Origin of the sequence: Flavobacterium sp. ALJ2 (genome assembly GCF_015594725.1) — a bacterium.
GTDB lineage: Bacteria > Bacteroidota > Bacteroidia > Flavobacteriales > Flavobacteriaceae > Flavobacterium.
In genome coordinates, this window is the sequence record NZ_JADNRC010000007.1 from 46,450 (window position 1) to 69,504 (window position 23,055).

The 23,055-nt window shown below is 32.0% G+C and carries 22 protein-coding genes; 14 read left to right on the forward strand and 8 right to left on the reverse strand.

Annotated features, from left to right (window positions below; all coding sequences use genetic code 11):
• Positions 1-121: 121 nt before the first annotated feature.
• Entirely contained in the window at positions 122-1,006 is an 885-nt protein-coding gene (locus IUY40_RS09600; RefSeq protein WP_195736655.1) for an NAD kinase, read from the reverse strand.
• An 85-nt stretch (positions 1,007-1,091) separates the two neighbouring features.
• Entirely contained in the window at positions 1,092-1,751 is a 660-nt protein-coding gene (locus tag IUY40_RS09605; RefSeq protein ID WP_195736656.1) for a CBS domain-containing protein, read from the reverse strand.
• Between the two features lie 115 nt (positions 1,752-1,866).
• Here IUY40_RS09605 and IUY40_RS09610 point away from each other — a divergent pair, with 115 nt between their 5' ends.
• The 6 genes from IUY40_RS09610 to clpX all read left to right on the forward strand — a co-directional run bounded on the left by IUY40_RS09610 (position 1,867) and on the right by clpX (position 7,362).
• Positions 1,867-2,580, forward strand: coding sequence for a pyridoxine 5'-phosphate synthase (locus IUY40_RS09610; RefSeq protein ID WP_195736657.1), 714 nt, complete (start codon positions 1,867-1,869; stop codon positions 2,578-2,580).
• A gap of 2 nt (positions 2,581-2,582) precedes the next feature.
• Positions 2,583-3,347 carry an alpha/beta fold hydrolase gene (locus tag IUY40_RS09615; RefSeq protein ID WP_195736658.1) on the forward strand — a complete coding sequence of 255 codons (765 nt, stop codon included), beginning with the start codon at positions 2,583-2,585 and terminating at the stop codon, positions 3,345-3,347.
• A 56-nt stretch (positions 3,348-3,403) separates the two neighbouring features.
• Positions 3,404-3,748 (forward strand): phage holin family protein, encoded by a 345-nt coding sequence (locus tag IUY40_RS09620; RefSeq protein ID WP_195736659.1) that lies wholly within the window; start codon positions 3,404-3,406, stop codon positions 3,746-3,748.
• 119 nt (positions 3,749-3,867) lie between these two features.
• Entirely contained in the window at positions 3,868-5,193 is a 1,326-nt protein-coding gene (locus IUY40_RS09625) for a trigger factor (RefSeq protein ID WP_195736660.1), read from the forward strand.
• A 196-nt stretch (positions 5,194-5,389) separates the two neighbouring features.
• Positions 5,390-6,064, forward strand: coding sequence for an ATP-dependent Clp endopeptidase proteolytic subunit ClpP (gene clpP, locus IUY40_RS09630; protein WP_039114814.1), 675 nt, complete (start codon positions 5,390-5,392; stop codon positions 6,062-6,064).
• Between the two features lie 65 nt (positions 6,065-6,129).
• Positions 6,130-7,362 (forward strand): ATP-dependent Clp protease ATP-binding subunit ClpX, encoded by a 1,233-nt coding sequence (gene clpX, locus IUY40_RS09635; protein ID WP_195736661.1) that lies wholly within the window; start codon positions 6,130-6,132, stop codon positions 7,360-7,362.
• An 80-nt stretch (positions 7,363-7,442) separates the two neighbouring features.
• Here clpX and IUY40_RS09640 read toward each other — a convergent pair whose 3' ends face one another.
• The gene (locus IUY40_RS09640; RefSeq protein WP_195736662.1) at positions 7,443-8,408 is read right to left on the reverse strand and encodes a helix-turn-helix domain-containing protein; all 966 of its coding nucleotides are present in this window, start codon (positions 8,406-8,408) and stop codon (positions 7,443-7,445) included.
• A 141-nt stretch (positions 8,409-8,549) separates the two neighbouring features.
• Between IUY40_RS09640 and IUY40_RS09645 the strand changes: the two genes are divergently transcribed.
• The 6 genes from IUY40_RS09645 (at position 8,550) to serB (ending at position 12,371) form a co-directional block, all read left to right on the forward strand.
• Positions 8,550-8,957: a VOC family protein gene (locus IUY40_RS09645; RefSeq protein WP_195736663.1), complete on the forward strand. Its 408-nt coding sequence runs from the start codon at positions 8,550-8,552 to the stop codon at positions 8,955-8,957.
• A 37-nt stretch (positions 8,958-8,994) separates the two neighbouring features.
• Complete coding sequence (locus IUY40_RS09650) at positions 8,995-9,399, forward strand: SRPBCC family protein (protein ID WP_195736664.1); 405 nt, start codon at positions 8,995-8,997, stop codon at positions 9,397-9,399.
• A 143-nt stretch (positions 9,400-9,542) separates the two neighbouring features.
• Entirely contained in the window at positions 9,543-9,953 is a 411-nt protein-coding gene (locus tag IUY40_RS09655; protein ID WP_195736665.1) for a VOC family protein, read from the forward strand.
• 6 nt (positions 9,954-9,959) lie between these two features.
• Entirely contained in the window at positions 9,960-10,400 is a 441-nt protein-coding gene (locus IUY40_RS09660) for an SRPBCC domain-containing protein (protein WP_195736666.1), read from the forward strand.
• A 30-nt stretch (positions 10,401-10,430) separates the two neighbouring features.
• Entirely contained in the window at positions 10,431-10,874 is a 444-nt protein-coding gene (locus IUY40_RS09665; protein WP_195736667.1) for a VOC family protein, read from the forward strand.
• Positions 10,875-11,141: 267 nt separating this feature from the next.
• Complete coding sequence (gene serB / locus IUY40_RS09670; RefSeq protein ID WP_195736668.1) at positions 11,142-12,371, forward strand: phosphoserine phosphatase SerB; 1,230 nt, start codon at positions 11,142-11,144, stop codon at positions 12,369-12,371.
• 586 nt (positions 12,372-12,957) lie between these two features.
• On the opposite strand, the gene IUY40_RS09675 is transcribed toward serB, so the two are convergent.
• Together IUY40_RS09675 and IUY40_RS09680 are read right to left on the reverse strand one after the other, a co-directional pair.
• Entirely contained in the window at positions 12,958-13,578 is a 621-nt protein-coding gene (locus tag IUY40_RS09675) for a hypothetical protein (RefSeq protein ID WP_195736669.1), read from the reverse strand.
• 56 nt (positions 13,579-13,634) lie between these two features.
• Positions 13,635-15,149 (reverse strand): GH3 auxin-responsive promoter family protein, encoded by a 1,515-nt coding sequence (locus tag IUY40_RS09680; RefSeq protein ID WP_195736670.1) that lies wholly within the window; start codon positions 15,147-15,149, stop codon positions 13,635-13,637.
• Between the two features lie 268 nt (positions 15,150-15,417).
• On the opposite strand from IUY40_RS09680, the gene IUY40_RS09685 reads away from it, so the two are divergent.
• Positions 15,418-16,212, forward strand: coding sequence for a DUF2797 domain-containing protein (locus tag IUY40_RS09685; protein ID WP_195736671.1), 795 nt, complete (start codon positions 15,418-15,420; stop codon positions 16,210-16,212).
• 149 nt (positions 16,213-16,361) lie between these two features.
• Here the strand turns inward: IUY40_RS09685 and IUY40_RS09690 are convergent, their stop codons facing one another.
• Positions 16,362-18,995, reverse strand: coding sequence for an AsmA family protein (locus tag IUY40_RS09690; protein ID WP_195736672.1), 2,634 nt, complete (start codon positions 18,993-18,995; stop codon positions 16,362-16,364).
• A 417-nt stretch (positions 18,996-19,412) separates the two neighbouring features.
• A complete protein-coding gene (sppA, locus tag IUY40_RS09695) occupies positions 19,413-21,176 on the reverse strand; it encodes a signal peptide peptidase SppA (RefSeq protein WP_195736673.1) in 1,764 nt (587 codons plus the stop codon).
• 134 nt (positions 21,177-21,310) lie between these two features.
• Here sppA and folK point away from each other — a divergent pair, with 134 nt between their 5' ends.
• A complete protein-coding gene (gene folK / locus IUY40_RS09700; RefSeq protein WP_195736674.1) occupies positions 21,311-22,444 on the forward strand; it encodes a 2-amino-4-hydroxy-6-hydroxymethyldihydropteridine diphosphokinase in 1,134 nt (377 codons plus the stop codon).
• Here the strand turns inward: folK and IUY40_RS09705 are convergent, their stop codons facing one another.
• Positions 22,445-23,038 (reverse strand): CHAP domain-containing protein, encoded by a 594-nt coding sequence (locus IUY40_RS09705; RefSeq protein ID WP_195736675.1) that lies wholly within the window; start codon positions 23,036-23,038, stop codon positions 22,445-22,447. It abuts the gene before it with no gap.
• Positions 23,039-23,055 lie beyond the last annotated feature (17 nt).

Here is a 23,055-nt window from a genome sequence, read left to right on the forward strand (position 1 = left end):
GATAAAGTTAAAACTGTCTTTTTTTGAATTATAGACGAAATATCTCAGCAATTACTGAATATACGATACTTGTAAAACGATAAAACCGCTACAAATAGTATAAATTATGCTTGAAAAAAGCTTAATTTCTTTTGTCTTCCCCCCAAAGTAGTTTGTTGCGTAAGGTTTTTAAGAAAGTTTCTCCAGGAATTTCAACCATATTTATTTTAAAATTGGTTTTTTTTATGGTTAAAATAGATTCATTTTTTATTGAGGCTATTCTTGAATCTAATGAAACAAGATAATGATCTTCTCTTCCTGATACTCGAAGTTTAATCTCGGTATTGTCTGGTATTATAAGCGGTCTGGCTGTTAAATTATGTGGTGCAATCGGTGTAATCACCAAGCTGTTTACATCTGGAGTTAATATTGGACCACCACAACTTAATGAATACCCTGTTGAACCTGTTGGTGTTGATATAATTAATCCATCAGCCCAATATGAATTTAGATATTCCCCATTTAAATAAGTATCTACTGTTATCATCGAGGTAGTATCTTTTCGGCTTACTGTAACTTCATTCATTGCAAAATTAAGTTCTTCTATTGCTTCATTTTTTGGTTCTGTCGTTAAACTTAATAAAGTTCTTTCAGATACGGTATATTTTTTATCAATTACAAATTGCATAAATGCTGCTATGTTCTCTTTTTGTACAGTAGCAAGAAATCCCAGTCGTCCTGCATTGATACCTAAAATTGGTACACCTGAATTACGGATTAATGTTGCAGCTCTTAAAATAGTTCCATCTCCACCAATACTTATGAGCATTTCAAAGCTGCTATCTAATTCAGTATGAGTTGAGAAAGTTTTGTATTCTTTTTCGATTATCTTTTTTTCATGAAGCATTTTCAAGAAATTGGCTTCGATAACCATTTCGACATTATTCGAGGTAAAAAAAACAAATATGTCTTTAATAATTGGGTCTGTACTATTTAGATAGTATTGTCCGTAGATAGCTACTTTCATTCTTTTTGATTAAATAATGTGTCAATTAGATAATTTGTCAATTGCATAATGTGAAAATTATCTAATTGACACATCGCCTAATTTTTTATATATTAAGGTACTTGTCTAAGTAATCAGAGCGTTCCTTTAAATTATTAATATAGGTGTCTTCTTGGTGTTCTGATATAATTTCGTAATTGTATCTTCGGAAGGTTTGAATAATTTCGTTCATAGCTCCTAGACTAATTTTAATGGTTATTTCAATACTGTCTGCGTTGGCATCAGAAACAAATGCACCTAAGATTCTTCCATTGTTGCTCTCTACAATTTGAGTAATCTCACTCATAGAATAATCCAGAAGTCCTTTTTTTACGATTATTACACCGCCTTGTTCTTTTAAAAAGGGTGTTTCATGAAAGAATTTGATAATGTCACCTATTTCGTAAAACCCAAGATAAATATTGTTTTCGTCTAAAACGGGGATTAAGTTAGTGTGGTTTTTAGCGAAAACTTCCAGTACATCCAGCCAAATCATATTGTTTCGGGCAAAAAAGTGTTCGAGAGTATATTTGTAATCAATTACTTTTTTGTCACCATCAAAAGTTTCAATATCATCAGAGGCTATACAGCCAATGTATACTCCGTCTTCCAAAACAGGAAAATGAGAGAAGCTCAGGTCAGCAAAAAAATTCTGCACCGAAGCGATGGTTTCTTGACTATTTATAGCCCTAAAGTCATTGGTAATGTAATTAGTAATGTCTGTCATAATTCAATTAGCAATATTTGATGCAAAATAATCAAAAAATAGCAAAAACTCCTAAGTTTTACTTTGTATTTTTGTCGTAACAAATATAGTGTTACTAGAATTAATATCCATTTATATGACAAAGTTAAGCGTAAATATCAATAAAATTGCAACGTTACGTAATGCACGAGGAGGAAATGTACCTGATTTATTAAAAGTTGCTGCCGATATTCAGAAGTTCGGAGGTCAAGGAATTACAATACATCCTCGACCAGACGAACGCCATATTCGTTATCAGGATGCACGCGATTTAAAAGCAATTGTATATACAGAATATAATATTGAAGGAAATCCACAGCATAATTTTATTGATTTGGTTTTAGAATGCAAGCCAGATCAAGTAACATTGGTTCCAGATGCAATCGGAGCTATTACATCTTCAGCAGGTTGGGATACTATAAAAAATCAATCGTATTTGACAGAAGTGATTCAGGAGTTTCAGCGTAATGGAATCAGAACTTCGATTTTTGTAGATCCAGTTCTTGAAATTATTGAAGGCGCTAAAAAAACAGGGACAGATAGAATCGAATTATATACAGAGGCTTTTGCACATCAATATAGTCTAGGAAACGAAAAGGGAATTGATTCTTATGCCGAAGCGGCTAAATTAGCAAATGAGCTTAATTTAGGAATCAATGCTGGACATGATTTAAGTTTGGATAATATTGAGTTTTTTAAACAAAATATTCCAGGATTATTAGAGGTTTCAATAGGGCATGCCCTAATTTCAGAAGCACTTTATCTTGGATTAGATAATGTGGTTAATATGTATTTGCGAAAATTAAAATAGTTATGTTATACTCAAAAATAGAAGGGGAGGGAAAACCATTATTGATTCTTCATGGATTCTTGGGAATGTCTGATAATTGGAAAACGCTCGGTACTCAATTTGCTGCCGATGGTTTTCAGGTTCATATTTTAGATTTACGTAACCACGGGCGTAGTTTTCATTCAGATATATTTACTTATGAGGCAATGGTACAAGATGTTTTTGAGTATTGTCAAGCCAATAACTTGGATAAAGTCGATATTATAGGGCATTCGATGGGGGGTAAAATAGCTATGTTTTTTGCTGCAATACATCCCGAGAAAGTTAATAAATTAATCGTTGCCGATATTGCTCCTAAGTATTATCCGCAACATCATCAAGATATTTTGGCTGGATTAAATGCGGTTGATTTTTCGGTAAAACCAAGTCGTAATGATGTTGAAGCTATTTTGGCAGCGTATATCTCTGATTTTGGTACAAGACAATTCTTAATGAAAAATCTGTATTGGCTAGAGCCGGGACAATTAGCGTTCCGATTTAATTTACCAGTTTTTAACACTAACTTAGAAGTTATTGGAAAAGAACTAGATGCTAATTTGGTTTTTAATAACGCTACATTGTTTATTAGAGGAGGTGCTTCAAGATATATTTTAGATTCGGATTTTGAGAATATCAAGCAACATTTTCCAGACTCCAATATCGAGACAATTCCTAATGTTGGACATTGGCTACATGCCGAAAACCCTAAGATGTTTTATGGACTATCTATTGAGTTTTTGAAGAAATAATTATTTTTTAATGAAAACTTTATTACTTTTAAATAAATTTTAAAACGGAAAAAAACATGAAATTATTACTCAGAATATTGATTACCGCAGGTTTAGTATTGCTAATTGCCCATTTTATGCCAGGCGTTCATGTAGCTAGCTTTACTATTGCTTTAATTGTTGCAGTAGTATTAGGTTTGCTTAATGTTTTTGTTAAGCCGATATTAGTATTATTCACATTGCCAGTTACTTTGATTACGTTTGGGTTGTTTTTGTTGGTTATTAATGCTATAATTATTTTGTTCTGTACCAAAATTGTTGGCGGGTTTACAGTTGACTCGTTTTGGACCGCACTACTATTTAGTGTCGTTCTGTCTATTCTACAGTCTATTACGTATAAAATAGTAGGAGAAGATAGATAAAATAATAAGAAGGGAGGGGTGTAAAAAGCACTTCTTATCAATATATTAAAAAGCTTGGTTGGGTTGCAAAAATTTTATAATTTTGCAACCCAATTTTATTATGTAAATTAAAGAAGAAGATGGATATTAAAAGAGTAGCAATAAACGCAGTAAATGAGACAATTGTATTGAACGTTGTTCATATGGATTACAAAGGTCAAGTTCAAAAAAGATTAAACGAAAAAATGCCTTTGGCAACTGTAAAAGGTTTTAGAAAAGGACAAGTTCCTAAAGACCTTGTTGAAAAACAATACGGGAAAGCAATAAAACAAGAAGAAGTTAAAAAAGTAGTTGATTTGGCTTTGGAGCGTTATGTACAATCTGAAAGATTAAATCTTCTTGGAACTCCTCTTGCTAAAGTAAACGAAAATTTTGATTGGGATGCTGAAGAATTAGTATTCGAATATGAAATTGGTTTAGTACCTAATTTCGAAATTGATCTTGAAGCTAAAAATGATATCGTAAAATATATCGTTACTGCTGATGATAAATTAATCGATGGTCAAGTAGAGCGTATCCAAAAACAATTTGGAAAAGCAATTCCTCAAGACGTAGTTGCAGCTGATTCTGATATTACAGGAACTTTTGCAAACGAAGAAAAAGGAATCAATAATACTACAACAATTTCACTTTCTATCTTTAAAGATAAAAAAACTGCGGATAAATTCATCGGTAAAAAAGTTGGAGATGTTGTAACTGTAAATACTAAAGGTTTATTCGAAGATGATCACCAATTAATGGATTACTTAAAAGTAGGTCATGATGATGTTCACGGTTTAGATGTAGATGTTAACTTTACTATCGAAGCTATCAACGGAGCTGAATTAGCTGAATTAAACCAAGAATTGTTTGACAAACTTTTTGGTGAAGGTAAAGTAGCTTCATTAGAAGATTTGAAAGCAAAAATTAAAGAAGATGCAGAGCTTCAATTTGCGCAGCAAGCAGATCAAAAATTATTAGCAGATGTTCAAGATTTCTTAATTGAGAGCACTAAATTTGAATTGCCAGCTGAATTCCTTAAAAAATGGTTACAAACTGTAGGTGAGAAAAAATTATCTCCAGAAGAAGCAGAAGTTGAATACGCAAGATCAGAAAAAGGATTACGTTTTCAATTGATTGAAGGAAAAGCAATGGCTCAAAGTAATATCCAAATCACATTCGAAGATTTGAAAGCGTTCACAACAACTGCAATCAAACAACAAATGGTTCAATTTGGACAAACAAATCCAACAGACGAAGAAGTTCAGGGAATTGTAGCAAGAGTATTGTCAAACCAAGAAGAAGTAAAAAGACTTTCAGAACAAGTGGTAGCTGAGAAGTTATTGGTATTGTTTAAAGAAAAAGCAAATCCAACAACTAAAGAAGTAACTTACGAAGAATTTATTGCTGCTTCTTACGGAGAATAATTTCTAAAAAAAATAAGTATATTTGAGCGTCAAAAGAATATTTTTCTTTGGCGCTCTTTTTTTAGGCTTCAAATTTAAAATAAGACATATTGGCATTGTTTATAAAGAGGTATGACCTTTGATTAAATAGAGGTATGACCTTTGATTAAATAATTATACATATAATATAGTAACGTACAACTTAGAACAAAAAAATATGAACTACGGTAAAGAATTTAAAAAATTTGCTACAAAGCACCAAGGAGTAAATGCTATGTATTACGATAAAATCGTAAGTGCAATGAATCCAACTAATATGACTCCATATATTATAGAAGAACGTCAGTTGAATATTTCACAGTTAGACGTTTTTTCAAGATTAATGATGGATAGAATTATTTTCCTTGGAACAGGGATTGATGATCAAATTGCAAATATCGTTCAGGCACAATTGTTGTTTTTAGAAAGCGCAGATGCATCTAAGGATATTCAGATTTATCTAAATTCTCCAGGAGGAAGTGTTTATGCAGGATTAGGAATCTATGATACAATGCAATATATTAAGCCAGATGTAGCTACAATTTGTACAGGTATGGCTGCTTCAATGGGAGCTGTTTTATTATGTGCAGGAGCAGCAGGAAAACGTTCGGCTTTACCACATTCAAGAGTAATGATTCACCAGCCATCTGGGGGGGCACAAGGAGTTGCTACAGATATGGAAATCAATTTACGCGAAATGTTGAAACTAAAAGATGAATTATACAATATCATTTCTCAGCATTCAGGACAAACTTTTGATAAAGTACATAAAGATAGTGAGCGTGATTATTGGATGATTGCCGATGAAGCTAAAGAGTACGGAATGATTGATGAGGTTTTGAGAAGAGGATAAAAAAAATAGTTTAAGGTTTCAAGTTAATATTAGCAATTTGAAACCTTAAACTTGATATATAAAAAATGGCAAAAGTAGTATTAGAATGTTCGTTTTGTGGGAGAAAAAAGCCAGAGACCAATTTATTAATTGCTGGTATTAATGCACATATTTGTGATAAGTGTATCGAACAAGCACACGGAATTGTTTTAGAAGAATTAAAATCAAGTGGAAGCTCAAAACTAGTTGGTGATTTAATATTAAAGAAACCAAAAGAAATTAGAGCATTCTTAGATCAATATGTAATTGGTCAGGATCAAACTAAAAAAGTAATGTCTGTTGCGGTTTACAATCATTACAAACGTTTAATGCAACAACAGTTGGATGACGAAGTAGAGATAGAAAAAAGTAACATCATTATGGTTGGTCAAACCGGAACAGGAAAAACATTGGTGGCTAAAACCATTGCAAAAATGTTAGACGTTCCTTTGGCAATTGTTGATGCTACCGTTTTAACCGAAGCAGGATATGTTGGAGAAGACGTAGAGAGCATTTTGACACGTTTGCTTCAAGCTGCTGATTACGATGTGGAAAAAGCCGAAAGAGGAATCGTTTTTATTGATGAAATAGATAAAATTGCTCGTAAAAGCGATAATCCATCAATAACACGTGATGTTTCGGGTGAAGGAGTGCAACAAGCATTATTAAAATTATTAGAAGGAACAGTTGTAAATGTACCACCAAAAGGAGGACGTAAACATCCAGACCAAAAATTTGTTGAGGTAAACACACAAAATATTTTGTTTATAGCCGGAGGAGCTTTTGATGGAGTAGAACGTATTATTTCAAAACGTTTAAACCGTCAGGCAGTTGGTTATAGTACATCAAAAAATGTGGATAATATCGACAAAGACAATTTATTGCAATACATCATTCCAAAAGATATCAAAGACTTTGGATTGATTCCTGAAATCATTGGTCGTTTACCAGTTTTAACGCATATGGATCCTTTAGATAGAGAAACATTGCGTGCAATTCTTACTCAGCCTAAAAATGCATTAATCAAACAATATCAAAAATTGTTTTTAATGGATGAGGTAGAGTTTACGATTACTGATGAAGCATTGGATTTTATTGTAGAAAAAGCTTTGGAGTATAAATTAGGAGCACGTGGATTACGTTCGTTATGCGAAGCTATCCTAACTGATGCCATGTATGATTTACCAAGTTCAGATGTTAAAATATTAGAAATTGATAAAGAGTACGCCAAAGAAACATTAAATAAAAATTTATTGAAACGATTAGAAATCGCTTCATAAATCTTTAAATATCTTCGACAAAATTTTAAACATTGTCAAAGATTCATCCTAACCTGTTCATTTATTTGGACAGGTTTTTTTTATCTCACTCTAAATTTCTCCCGATATTCTATCGGTTTCATTCCTACCATTTTGTAAAAAACTTTTCTAAAAGATTTCGGGTCATTGTAACCAGTTTTTTCGATAATCTCGGATATAGAAAGTTGCGTTTGTTCAAGGTATTTTTTAGAACTTTCTACACGAATGTTTTGCAAGTATTCGATAGGAGGAATGCCAACTACCAGCTTAAATCTTCGAGTCATATTTCTATTACTGGTTGGAATATCTTTAGTGATTTCTTCCAGTTTCTCTATTGTGCTGTATTCATTTTCTATTTTGTGTTGCAATTGAGCAACAAGAATATCATTATGTAAATGATTAGGACGAAAAGTGCTAAAATAACTTTGCTTATGACGATTTAAATCAATGGCAAAAATTTTAGCAATTTGTACAGCTACTTCATTTCCGCAATATTTCTGAACCAAAAGAATTAGTAAATGAAAAGAAGAAGTTGATCCACCACTTGTATAAAGCGTTCCGTCGACGGTTAATGTTTCTTCGGGTTTTAAATTTACTAAAGGAAACGATTGGTTAAAAGCACTACAGGCATCAACATGGGTCGTAGCTAACTTTTCATCTAATAATCCAGAAGCACCAAGCAAGAAAGCACCAGTACAAAAACTGGCTATTTCTGCCCCAAGTAAATGTTGTTTTTTTAACCAAGGAATAAAATGGCTATTTTTAGCAATCATTCCTCTCATATCATCCGTAGTAAATGCAGGAATTAAAACCAATCCGAGTTTTTCTTCAGAGGATTGGATAGAATTAACTTTATAATTAAATAATTTCTCTTGCTCTATTTGTTCCGAGGATTGAAAAATGAATATTTCAAACGGTTTTTCACCTTCAGGATGTAGTTTGTTAGCAGTTTCAAAAACTTCCAGTATAGCAGCAATACTCAATAATTTATAGTCATATGGAACGATTAACCCAACTTTTTTACTCATTATTTCTTTTTTTAAATGAAAATAGCCGATACAAAAATAGTTTTTTTGTCTCAAATGACCCTAAAAATGACTTTTATTATAGTCTAAAGACTAGGTGATTACTTTAAATTTGCTTTAAATAATTTGTAAATTTATATAAAAATGAAAACAGAAATTTTCTTAAATCTTCCAGTAAAAGATTTAAATCGCAGTATGGCTTTTTTTACGGAACTAGGTTTTACATTCAATTTAAATTTCACAGATGATAAAGCAGCTTGTTTAGAAATCGGAGAAAATATATTTGCAATGCTTTTGTTAGAAGAGTTTTTTAAAACATTCACCCAAAAACAAATTTGCAATACAGCAACCACGACCGAAGTCTTAATGGCGTTATCTGTTGATAGCCGAGAAAAAGTAGATAAAATAATTGAAGCAGTAGTAAAAGCTGGGGGTACAGAATACATGGATGCCAAAGATTACGGATGGATGTATCAAAAAGCTTTTTTAGATTTAGATGGACATCATTGGGAAATATTTTTCATGGATGAAAGTCAAGCGCCAAAAAATTAAAAGTCAATTTATAAAGGATAATTTTAATCAATTGAATATGATAACAGTTCAAAGCACAGTAAAGGCTCCAATAGCAAAAGTTTGGGAAATATGGACAGTTCCAAAACATATACAAGAATGGAATAATGCTTCCCCAGAATGGCATACACCATACGCTGAGAATGATTTAAAAACAGGAGGTAAATTTAAATCGACAATGGCAGCCAGAGACGGAAGCATGAGTTTTGATTTTGAAGGAGAATATACCTTGGTAAAAGAGAACGAAGCTATTGAATATATAATTTCTGATGGGAGAAAAGTTGAAATTAGTTTTAATGAAACCCAAAACGGAGTAGAAATAATCGAAAGTTTTGATCCCGAAACACAAAATCCAGAAAATTTTCAGCAGCAAGGATGGCAAGCTATTCTTGATAATTTTAAAAATTATGTAGAGAGTAATTAAGGAAGGTATAAAGGGACAGCGTTACAAAGTTTTTTGAAAAACATGAAATTAAATAAAAACAGCGTTTTGTAAGCCCAGCTTAAATGAACTTACATTGCTTATATGGTTTGAAATAAATAGTGTAAAACTTAAAATATCAAAAAATGATAAAGCAAATATGGCTCAATTTGCCAGTAAAAGATGTAGCAAAATCGAAAGCCTTTTTCTCAAAAATTGGATTTTCATTTAATGAAGAACACGACACACCAAAATCAACTTGTATGCTCGTTGGTGAAGGTAAATTTGTAATAATGCTTTTTGAAGAGAATATGTTTACAGATTTCTCTCAAAATAAATTAACAGATACAAAAACAAGTTCAGAAGTGTTAATTTCTATAGATGCTGAAAGTAAAGAAGAAGTAGATGCTCTTGCTCAAAAAGTTCTAGAAGCAGGAGGAAATGTTTTTGCAGCTCCTGCAGAAAGTCGTGATTGGATGTATGGTTGTGCTTTTGCAGATTTAGATGGACATCGCTGGAATTCTTTATTTATGGATTTTAGTAAAATACCAAAATAAAATCTCATGGAAACTTTAGAGTTTGCAATTAGAATTAAAGCTCCAGTCGAAAAAATCTGGTCAGTTTTATGGGAGGATGAAACCTACAAAAAATGGACAAGTGTTTTTTGCGAAGGTTCACACACTATAAGTGATTGGAATGAAGGCGATAAAATACATTTCATGTCGCCTAACGGAGAAGGAATGTATAGTGTTATCGAAACTAAAATTCCAAATGAATATATGGCTTTTAAGCATTTGGGTGAAATAAAAGACTTTAAAGAATTACCCATCGATGAAGCAACAAAAAAGTGGAGTGGAGTAATGGAAACCTATCGATTGACCGAAGAAGATGGTTTTACAGTTCTCGAAGCTAAAGTTGATACGTTCGAGAAATATATAGATTATTTTAAAGAAGTTTTTCCGAAAGGATTAGAAATGGTAAAAGAATTATCAGAAGAAAAATAATAAAAACACTAACAATAAAAATAAAATATCATGGCAGCAGTAAATCCCTATTTAATTTTTAATGGAAATTGCGAAGAAGCATTTCTATTTTATAAATCAGTTTTTGGAGGCGAATTTGGATACATTGGAAAATTCAAAGATATGCCTGCAGACGAGAATTGTTCTCAAGCATCAAGTGACAGTGAAGAAGCAGAAAGAATTATGCATGTTAGTTTACCAATTGGTCAAACTATTTTAATGGGAAGCGATAGTACCGAACAATCTGGTGCTGTAACTTTTGGAGGGAATTTTTCAGTTTCAATTAATGTCGAAAGTGCACAAGAAGGCGATAGAATTTTTAACGGACTCTCAGCAGGAGGGAATCCATTTATGCCAATGGATAAAACTTTTTGGGGTGCTTATTTCGGAATGTTTACCGATAAGTTTGGAGTAAACTGGATGGTAAATTTTGATGAGAATATGCCAAGTAGTTAAATTAAACAATTACCATTAGGTAATTATCAGAATATTATTTAGAATAATTTTAGGGCAAGATTTACTTGTCTCTCTAGTTGTTCTAAATAATCTTTTTTTATTTAGAGTTGCTTCAATATAGGCTATTCTAAGCTTTGGAAACAAAGAATAAATTATTTAAATAAATTATGCCGATTTGTGTTTTTTCTTTACAAGAAAACAAAGCATATTCTTTTTTATCAACAATAGATTGTCGATTTTTGTCACTTCTAAATCAATAAAGATAAAATGACAACAGAAGATAAAGAGATTATTTTATTAAAAGTTTCAGGTCATGATAAACCAGGAGTTACAGCAGGTTTAACCGCAGTATTGGCTACTTACGATGCCGTTATTTTAGATATTGGACAAGCAGATATTCACGATACACTTTCTTTGGGAATTTTATTTGAAATCCAAGCCGGTTCCACTTCAGGACCAGTTCTGAAAGATTTGTTGTTTAAAGCTTATGAATTAGAAGTTAAGGTAAAGTTCATTCCAATCTCTATTGAAGATTACGAAAAGTGGGTAAAAACACAATCCAAGCAACGCTATATTGTTAATATCCTAGGAGAAAAATTAGCAGCTTCGCAATTAGCAGCAGTTGCAAAATTATTATCCAATCAAAATTTAAATATTGTTTCCATAATAAGATTAACAGGTAGAACGTCTGTTGTAGAACATGAAGATTACCCTCGTTCATGCATACAATTATCGCTAACAGGAGATGTTGTAGATAAAATTGCAATGACAGCAAGTTTTATGGAAATTTCCAGAACCCTAAATGTAGATATTTCATTTCAAGAAGATAATATTTATAGAAGAAATCGACGTTTGGTTTGTTTCGATATGGACTCAACGCTAATCCAAACTGAAGTAATAGACGAATTGGCAGAGCTTAATGGAGTAGGCGAACAAGTAAGAGCTATTACTGAATCGGCTATGAATGGCGAGATAGATTTCAACGAAAGCTTTAAGAAGCGCATGGCATTGTTAGAAGGTTTGAGCGAAGATGTTTTACAATCGGTTGCCGAAAAATTACCTATTACCAAAGGAGCTCATCGTTTAATGAAAGCCTTAAAATATTACGGATATAAAACCGCTATATTATCTGGAGGATTCACCTATTTTGGAGAATATTTACAAAAAGAGCTAGGTATCGACTATGTTCATGCCAACCGATTAGAGATTAAAGACGGTAAGTTAACTGGTAAATATTTAGGCGAAATCGTAGATGGGCAAAAGAAAGCTGAATACCTAAGAGCAATAGCTGAAAAAGAAGGAATTCACATCAATCAAACCATAGCAGTAGGAGATGGAGCCAACGATTTGCCAATGCTAAATTTAGCAGGTCTAGGAATCGCATTTCACGCTAAACCAACGGTAAAAGAAAGCGCATCAACCTCTATTTCGAGTTTAGGACTCGATGGAGTTTTATACCTATTAGGATATCATGATAGGTATATTGATATGATGTAGTTTATTTATAATAATTTTAGGTTGAGCGGAGTCGAAGCCTTTTTATATAACAAACCTTAGCTAATTTTAAGCTGAGGTTTTTTTATGGGCATGCCCCGCAGAAAAAGCGGGTCGGGCTATACATTCCAATCTTTTTATTTTTTAAAGAAAAAAATAAAAAGGATTTCCATTGCTATCCCTCATGCGACTCAGCATATTTTAGACAATTTAGACTTGCTTAGACTACTTAGATTTTGGGATTTCTAGATTCGCAAACTTGTCACCCTGAGCGTCTCGAAACTTCGTGAGAAGGGCGTACGGGGCTTTGACTCCACCTGACAAAATCACGTAAACAAATAGGATATTTTACTCCAGGGCTAGTGCGAGCGTTCCGCTCGTACTCGTAAAGAGCATATTTTAAAGTTGATTGCGTTCACGAGCGGGACGCTCGCGCCAGCAGCGATATATTGTGGTAAGATTATCTCAAAAATAGAGTAAATACTCAATCTGTTTTTCCTCAGCGCTAGTGCGAGCGTTCCGCTCGTACTCGTAAAGAGCATATTTTAAAGTTGATTGCGTTCACAAGCGGGACGCTCGCGTTGACACGTTACTGCTCTTTTATTATTTCATGCAGAGGTTTAATAAATTCTTTATCACTAATCTTGACAAATATTATTTTTGAAGCGACTGTTGTTGCAATGTAATTTTTGGTGGTGACTATTTGTTTTAAAAAAATAGATTTCATTATCTCTGTATTTTTATTTTTATTAAGATAAGTGAAGTTTTTAAAATACTTTGGGTCTATTTTTAGGTCTTTGGAGTAATAAAAAGCTATTTCATATTTTTCAGTTTTATATACAAGCTTGTTACAGATATGCCCTAAAATTGTTTCTGCGTTTTTGAAAATTTTGTAAATAATCTTTGTATTAGGCAGTTTATCTCCTTTATAAAAAAAAAGTGTTTTAGGTAAAAGTTTATCAGTGAAGTATAGTTTGTTTTCATTCGGATTATATAAAATGTAGTTCATATATTCAGAATCTGTTATTTCTTTGTAAAATCCATTTTTAGTTACAAATGTGATTTTCGTACCCAAATCCCTTTTTAGATTGGCTTCACTTTCTTTGTCAGAAATGACTTTGTATGAAATTTTGTACTCAATTTTCCCTTCAAAATCTTGACAGTATAGTTCCAATGAGATGAGAAAAAAAGATATTAAAAATTTGTTCATAATTTGGAGATAAGTGTTGTTTGTAAAATGAAGGTATAACTATCTAATATTCAAGTTTAAACCTGCATCCCCTTCAATTGCTCCAAATAATCTCTTTGGTTCGAAAGTCTAGGTATTTTATGTTGTCCGCCTAGTTTGTCTTTTTCTTTTAACCAATCGTAGAATAAATTCTCTCTGGCAACATTAATCACCAAAGGATTTAGCGTCATATTATTATAACGTTTGGCTTCGTAATCGGAGTTTAGAGATTGTAGTGTTTCATCAAGCGCTTTTTGGAAAAGACCAACATCGGCAGGTTTTTTCTTGAACTCAATCATCCATTCGTGAGCTCCTTTTTCTTTGTCTTGCATAAATATAGGAGCTACAGTGTAATCTATAACTTCAGTATTTGTTAACTGGCACGCTTTGGCAATAGCCTGATCGGTATTTTCGACCATAAGCTCTTCACCAAAAACATTAATATGATGCTTTGTTCTTCCTGTAACTCGGATCCTATATGGATTTAAAGAAGTAAAACGAACTGTATCACCAATTAAATAACGCCATAAACCAGAATTGGTAGTAATAACGATTGCATAATTTTTATCTAATTCAACATCGGCCAATCGGATAACTTTTTGCACTGGTTTTCCAAAAGTTTCCATCGGAATAAATTCGTAGAAAATTCCGTAATCCAGCATTAGCAATAAATCACTGGAATTATTTAAATCCTGAATGGCAAAGAAACCTTCAGAAGCATTGTATATCTCGTAGTATTTAAAATCTTTTTTAGGTAATATGTTTTTGTATTGTTCTCTGTAAGGAGAAAAACTCACGCCACCATGAAAATAAACTTCCAGATTAGGCCAGATTTCAAATAAATTTCCTTTTCCAGAATCTTCCAGAACTCTATTCATTAAAACCAACATCCAAGAAGGAACACCAGCAAAACTGGTTACATTTTCATTTTTAGTTTCATTTATAATGGCAGCAATTTTGATTTCCCATTCGCTCATAAGCGACGTTTTATTGCTTGGAGTACTGCTAAATTCAGCCCAAATAGGCATATTCTCAATCAAGATAGCCGATAAATCTCCGAAGAACGTATTGTTGTTTTCATAAATCTGAGAACTTCCGCCTAAGCGAAGACTTTTACCTAAAAACAATTCCGAATCTTCATTATTATTAAGGTATAAACATAATAAATCTTTACTTCCTTTATAATGACAATCTTCCAGAGCTTCGTTACTTACAGGAATGAATTTACTTTTAGCATTCGTAGTTCCGCTAGATTTTGCAAACCACTTTATAGGAGTTTCCCAAAAAACATTTTGTTCACCTTGGCGTGTACGCTCAATTAAAGGTTGCAATTCTTCGTAAGTAGCAATAGGTACTCTTTCAGAAAAAGTTTGGTAAGAATTTATAGAAGCAAAATCGTATTGTTTTCCAACAATGGTATTTTCGGCAGCCAATAATAAATTATGAAGGAGCTCTTCCTGAACTTCATTTGGATATTTAAGAAAAAGCTCTATTTGATGGATTCTTTGTTTAAGAACCCAAGAGGCAAATGAATTGATTATTGATAGAGGCATGAATGAATTTAGATTTTAGATTGCTGATTTTCCTAGTAACGCAAAAAGTCAGGAATTTAAGATTTGAATATCGATAGACAAATACTAACTTTGTCGTTGTATCAAAAATAGTGTTTTTTTATAAATGACAATTCTATTTAGGATAAAGATTCCAATTCAAAAATGGAGTTTTAACAGTATCGGGGTTTAAATTCTTAAGAAAGAATCTAAAATCTAAAAAAAAATAAAATCAGCTCCTGATAGCTTCGGGACTAAAAACTAAAATCTAATGCAATATCAAGGTGTACTTACAAAGATGCAAACCGAAATGGGGAACCCAATTCAATATTATTTGGTTTTTGAAGATAGTTTTATCAATGTCAATCAATTATTGAATAAAGAAATTGAAATTAATTTTGTAGGCTACCAATGTTTAAATTGTGGTAAGAAGAAAAAAATATTCCGTCAGGGATTTTGTTACGATTGTTTTTACTCAAGTCCTGCAGTTGGAGATTGGATTATGAAACCAGAATTAAGTACGGCACATTTAGGAATACAGGATCGTGATCTAGTATATGAAGAAAAAGTGCAATTGCAACCGCATATTGTATACTTGGCTTTGTCTAGCGAAGTAAAAGTAGGAGTGACTAGAAAAACACAAGTACCTACACGTTGGATCGATCAGGGTGCAACGCAAGCATTGGCAATCGTAGAAGTTCCTAATAGATACTTAGCAGGAATTACCGAGGTGGCGTTAAAAAATCATTATGCAGATAAAACAAATTGGAGAAAAATGCTTCAGAATAATGTAGAAAGCGTTGATTTAATTCTTGAAAAAGCCAAAGTAGAAAGTTTGATTCCGGATGAAGTTCGCGAATATTTTTATCCAGAGAAAAATGATTTGTATGAAATGCATTATCCAGTTCTTGAATATCCAAAAAAAGTAGCAAGTTTGAGTCTAGATAAAACGCCAACTTTTCAAGGAAAACTAGCCGGAATAAAAGGACAGTATTTATTGTTTGAAGATGGAACAGTTTTTAATATTCGTGGATCCGAAGGATATGTAGTGACAATAAATGTATAATTCTTAAAAGTGATATTTAACGCGTAGAAACATTTTTTATACTTTGAAAGTCAAGCTAGGTTGCTATGTGTTGAATGAAAATTTGCTGATTAAAAAAAAAAAGCCTAAAAATTAATATTTTTAGGCTTTTTAAATTTAATGATATGGCTTTATGGAGTCGTCGCAGGCTCTTCTTTTTTCTTTTTCTTAAACAAACCGTTTAATAAATCGGCAGCTTTATTCACCTGTTCGGTAGTTTTTTCTTTATTAGCAGCGCCAGCTTTTGTAGTGTCTTTTGATTTGGTGTTTTTATTAATCAAATCGGTTAAAGCAGTAGTTCCTTGTTTTGTCAGTTTTTCTTTTTGCTGATTAACCAATTGAGTGGTTAAACTTGTAACAGCACTTTTCATGTCGGTAGATACTTTCGGATTAGAAAAATTTCCAGTTAATAAAGCGTTAATCGGAATGTTTTCTAGTTTAGCAGCATCAGTAGGAGATAATTTTGCAATAAACGCATTGGCTTCAGATCCAAGATATTTTGCAGGAACATCAAGTTTAATGTTGTAATTCATTGTTTGGTCAAAACCATGCGTTCCACCAATTGTAGCTTTTATATCCTGATATTTTATATCAAAAGGTTTTACGTTTACTTTTCCATTCTCAAATGTAAGTCCAACTTTTAAATCATTTAGGTTTAGCTTATTAACATCAAGGAATTTAATATTAGAAGTTAAAGCATTTAATACAGTCGAATTTTTAGGATTAACAGTTGTCGAAAGTAATTGTCCTATCAAATCTCCTGAAATTGATTTTAAATCTGGAGTTAATTCAGTAGCATTTAGATTTCCATTAAGTTTTATAGTTGAATTTATTTTACCATTGATAATTCCTGCTATCGGAGCAATCTTTTTCAACATATCTAGTTGCGTGAATGATTGTGCAATATCAACTTGATTGAATCCTAAATTCATATTAAAAGTAGGAACTTTTTCTTTTGTTGAAACAGTCCCATTTAAGCCAATAGTTCCTCCAAAAATTGATGTTTTAAAGTTCTCTAAAGTTGCTTTTTCGTCTTTTACAATTATTTTTCCAGCAACATTTGTTAGTTTTAAATTATCATACAAAACTGTATTTGCTTTTGCAGTCAAAGTACAATTTAAGAAAGCTGGAATTTTCATTGCTTCGGCTGGTTTAGCTTTGGCTTTAGAATCTATTTCTGTTTTAGCTGGAGCAGGTTCTCCTGTAGTCATAAAGTCATCAACAGCCAATTGGTTTGAGCTCATGTTGAAATTTCCTCTAAGCTCTTGTTTCTTAAACATAAAACCATAGAAGTTTTCAAGAACACCATTGATGCTAATATCACTTTTTCCAGTTGTAGCATCAAATTGTTTTAAGTTAATTGTACTTGGATTAAACTGAACCAAAGCAGTACTAATATTCATTGATTTGTTGTTCTCATCTGTATATTTAAATCCAGATAAGCTCATTGTACCCGCATTTTTTATGTTTTGATATTGACTTTTTTCAACTGAAGCCATATCAAAATTAGTAGTCACATCAGCTTTTAAAATACCAGACAATGGTTTATCCATTTTTATAGGATATGCTTTAGAAAGATTGGCTAAATTAATAGTTCCTTTTAATGCAGCATCTACAATAGGATTAACAGTAATGTTCTTGATATTTGCTTTAGCACTAAAAACATCTTGATCAATCTTGAACGAAAGTTTATCCAAATTTACATACGTATCATTTAAAACTCCAGTTTCGTTTATGATCTTAGTGTCAATTACAATGTTCTGAACTGATTTTGGTAAGTTTGGATATTTAAACGAAGCATTGTTGGATGCAATTGCAATATTAAATTTAGGAACAGTAGTGTCTGAAAATAAGCCTTTTGCAAATCCTACAATCGTAAAATCTCCTGTAGTTTTTACACCATCTAATCCAGATGCATAAGCAGAAGGAATTAGACCTAAGAAGTTTGTAAATGATGAGGTAGGTGTTTTAAATTTTAAATCATATTGTTGACCACCTTCAACCATTTGAATAAAGCCATCAAATTCTAAAGGCAACTGATTAATTAAAGCTTTATTTTCTTTAAAAGTATATTTGTTTTTTTCTAAATCAATACCTAAAACGGCATCAAGAGTTAGTGATACATTTTTCATGTAATTTATCTTGTCCATATCCAAAGATACTTTGGCGGTCGATTTTGTCGTTAAATCCAATAGTGAAGCTGTGAAATCACCTTTCCCTTCATGATTCAAGCTATCGATAACCATTTTTATTTTTGAGCTTTGATCAAAATATCTAAAAGTGAAATTTTCAATTTTATAACCTTGGATTTTTAAAGCAAGTGGTTTGCTAGCTGTCTCATCTTTTTTAGATTCGTCTTTTTTTAATGCAATGTCAAAATTCCCAACACCATTTTTATCGAATATAATATTGATTAATCCATTTTTAGTGTCGATTCCCTGAATATTCAAAGGTTCGTCTTTTCCTTTGAAAAGCTCTTTGATACTCATCTTTAAATTTAATTCACCCAATGAAACTAATGTATCACCTTCAAAAGGAGCTTTGTTGATAATCACTAGTTTTTCTATGGAAACGTTAGCATTCGGGAAGTTTTTAAATAAACTCAAATCAGCATCTACAAAACTAACTTTGGCATCAACACTTTCATTGATAGCTTCAGATATTTTGGCTTTTATCTGGTCTTTAAAAAAATACGGAATTGCAAACAACGAAGCAATTAGTAAAAGGATTACTATTCCTGCGATTTTCAGAGTTTTCTTTAGCATATAAGTAGTTATTTGGATTCAGTTATTACAAGCAATTTCTGTGCCTGTTTATTGCAAAAATAAACTTTTATGAGTGATTCCTTCTTCAAAATTTTTATAAAAAGGAATTTAAGCATATTCATTTGTAAGCTTTATCTTTTTTTATAGAAAAAAATAGCCTACTACATATCGAGGGGTTGGATATGAGTAAGCTATTCAAAAAAATAAACAGGGTAATATTGTTATGAATTCTACTAGCGTAAAATGTCTTAAAAGCTTGTATAACTGACCTTGCAATATTTCGGCTAAAGTAGCAACAAGATGCAGTTATATATGTTACCAGTAAATTAAACCTGAGTTAACTTTAAGCGATTTATATAAAACAAAAAATCCGTTTAAGTTAGACTCAAACGGATTGTAATATGTAATGAAGTTTAATTATTGAATATTAATTTGAAAAGGCATCATTGCTTGGACTCCTTTTTTATTTTGTAATCTTTTTACTTGCTCGATAATAAAATAATTTTCTTCACCTATTTCTTCTTTAATGAAATTCTCTTTTGATTTTGCAAAAGGCAAACTTTGCAACATATCATTGAACTTCTTTTCGTATTCTGGATAGTTTTGTGTGCTATAGTCTTTTATTTTAGCAAGAGTTGCAGCTTCAGCTATCGCATCATTTAAGCCTCCAATTTTATCTACAAGCCCAATTTTTACGGCTTCAGAACCAGCCCAAACTCTTCCTTGTGCAATAGCATCAACTTGATCAAAAGTCATTTTTCTTCCTTCGGCAACATGAGTTACAAAAGTTTTGTAAATATGTTCAACACCTTCTAATGTTACAGCTTTGAAGTTTTCATCCAAAGGTACAAATGGGCTATAGTTGGCAGCATTGTCATGAGTTTTTACTTGTTCAGTATTAATTCCTAGTTTATTTGCCAAAGGAGTGAAATTTGGAAGTACTCCAAAAACTCCAATAGAACCAGTTATTGTATTGCTTTCGGCAAATATTTTATTAGCATTACAAGCAATATAATATCCTCCAGATGCTGCATAATTACCCATAGAAACAACTACAGGTTTTACTTTTTTAGTCAATTCTACCTCTCTCCAAATCAAATCAGAAGTTAAGGCACTTCCTCCAGGACTATCAATTCTAAGTACTATTGCTTTTACATCTTTGTTTTTACGGGCTTCTTGTAGTGAACGACGCATAGATCCTTCGCCAATAACAGTTACATCACCTTCACCGCTTTGAATTTCTCCCTGAGCATAGATAATTGCGATTTGGTCGCTTGAAGAATTAGAGCTAACAGCAGTTGTAATAATATTTTGTGTGTAATCAGAGATAGAAACTTTGTTATAATCATCATCGCCTGTTACTTTCAATGCTTTTTTGATAGCATCATGATATACATCTTCGTAGGCAATAATATCAACAAGACGCTCGGCTTTTGCCATTTGTGGTGTTCTTGCCAAAAGTCCATTCGCGATTTCATTTAATCGGGTAACCGGAATGTTACGGCTTTTAGAAATATCAGCAACAACAGTATTCCAAATAGAGTTTAATAAAGCGCCAGTTTGTTCTCTGTTGGCATCGCTCATTTTGTTTTCAAGAAATGGTTCAACAGCACTTTTGTATTTCCCATGACGAATTACCTCCATATGGATACCTGATTTCTCTTGAAAATCTTTAAAAAACATAATTTCAGAAGACAGCCCTTTAAAATCTAAATCACCAACAGGATTTAGATAAATTGTATTTGCAACCGAATTTAAATAGTATTCTTTTTGAGAATATGCATTAGAATAAGCCATTACAAACTTTCCTGATTTTTTAAAACTTTCAAGAGCATTTCGTAAATCTTTACTTTGTGCCATTCCTAAAGATGAAGCATCATTAAGAATCGAAATTCCTTTAATGTTATCATCTGTTTTTGCGACATCTATGGCATTAATGATATCTGTTAGACCAATACCTTTTTGCTCAGAAAAAATAGTTACCCAAGGGTCTTTGTATTTTCCAGCATAATCATTTTGTATTTTTCTTAAATCAAGTTCAATTACAGAGTCACTTTTTACTGTAACAGCATTACTATCGCCTCCAAAAAGAGCAGCTAATAACATTATTCCAAAAAAAGACAGCATAAAAAAAACAAAAATACCGATTACGGTAGCTATTACATTTCCTAAAAATTTCATAATTACATTTTTTTAATAAGTAGCTAAAAAGCTAAAATGTTACAAATCGCGACTTTATTTTTTTTATTTTGTTATAAGTCGTTATACAAATATATTCTATTTCTAAAATACTTTTAGTTAATTTGCATCTAATTATGAAATCACAATATCAGGTCGTTTTATCCATTGGAAGTAACCAGGGAAATAGGTTAGCAAACATAGAAAACTGCATTAATCTGATACATCAGGAAATAGGTACTGTTGTTCAGGTTTCGAAGTTATATGAAACACCGGCTTGGGGTTTTGAGAGTGATGCGTTTTATAATTGTGCCTTGACTTTACATACCAATGCATCAGCACAAAAAATATTAAGTCAGGTTCTAAAAGTAGAAAAACAATTAGGGCGTATTCGTTCAGAACAACAAGGATATCAATCCCGACTAATAGATATTGATTTGATTATTTATGAAGATGAGGTTATTAATACTGATAAACTTCAGATACCACATCCTTTGATGCAAAATCGGAATTTTGTTTTGATGCCCATCCAAGATTTAAATTTAAATTGGAAACATCCGATTTTTCAAAAAACAATTTCAGAATTAATTGCGATATCTCCTGACGATAGTGTTTGTACAGTTGTTCAGGATTTGAAAAGCCCGTTGCAGGAAATTCCAATGCAACAATTTAATTATATTGCTTTTGAAGGAAATATTGGTGCTGGAAAAACAACTTTAGGTCATAAAATAGCCGATGATTTTAATGCTAAAACAGTATTAGAGCGTTTTGCAGACAATCCTTTTTTACCTAAATTTTATAAAGATCAAAATCGATATGCTTTTCCGCTCGAAATGTCTTTTCTGGCAGATCGATATCAGCAATTATCTGATGATTTAGCGCAATTTGATTTATTTAAAGATTTTATCGTAGCCGATTATCATATTTTTAAATCATTAATCTTTGCCAAAATAACACTTGCAGAAGATGAATATCGCTTGTATCGAAACCTTTTTGATATTATCTATAAGGAAATGCCAAAACCAGATTTGTATGTTTATTTATATCAAAATACAGAACGATTATTGCATAATATAAAAAAGCGAGGCAGAAGCTATGAGCAAAATATTTCGGCTGAATATTTAGATAAAATCAATAATGGGTATTTGGAGTATATTAAGTCACAACCTGATTTGAATGTTCTGATTATTGATGTTTCAGACCGCGATTTTGTAAAAAAACATGAAGACTATCTTTTTGTTTTAGAGGAGATTAAGAAAAAAACAGGATAACTATTCTTTTCTTAGCCAACCCAGGATTCGATCATTGTCAATGATCCATTTACCTTCTTTATTGATTAAAGAAAAAACTTCTCTCGATTTACTAAACGGACCTGGATTTTGCTGAATTATTTCAATCTCATTATCAGTAACATTCGAGACAATTGCAACGTGTCCGAATCGGTTAAAAAGAGTTCCGCTATAAATTAAAAGATCATCAGCTTTTGGTTTACTCACACTCGGATTGGTATATTGTACCAAATTTCTTTTTTCATTTCTCTGCCCATCTTTAAGATCTGCGTTAAAAAAGTCTTTGGCATGACCATAACTATCAGGCATCTGATGATCAAAATGTTCGTAATAATACCTCTTTACAAATTCTACACATTGGTATTTTAAGCCAAGATTGTAATTGTCTGCAGTAAGATTTCTATCAGTAACATTATTTACTCCGCCATTGTAATAAACACGAACGCCATTTAAACTGTCCAAAGGCTGTCCTATGGTATGTTCTGTATTAAAATTAAATTTTTTAAAAGCCCATATTCCTGAGAAAAGAAATATTGATAAACCAATTAAGAGATAAGTCAAACGCTTGAATTTCATTATGATAGAGCTAAAGT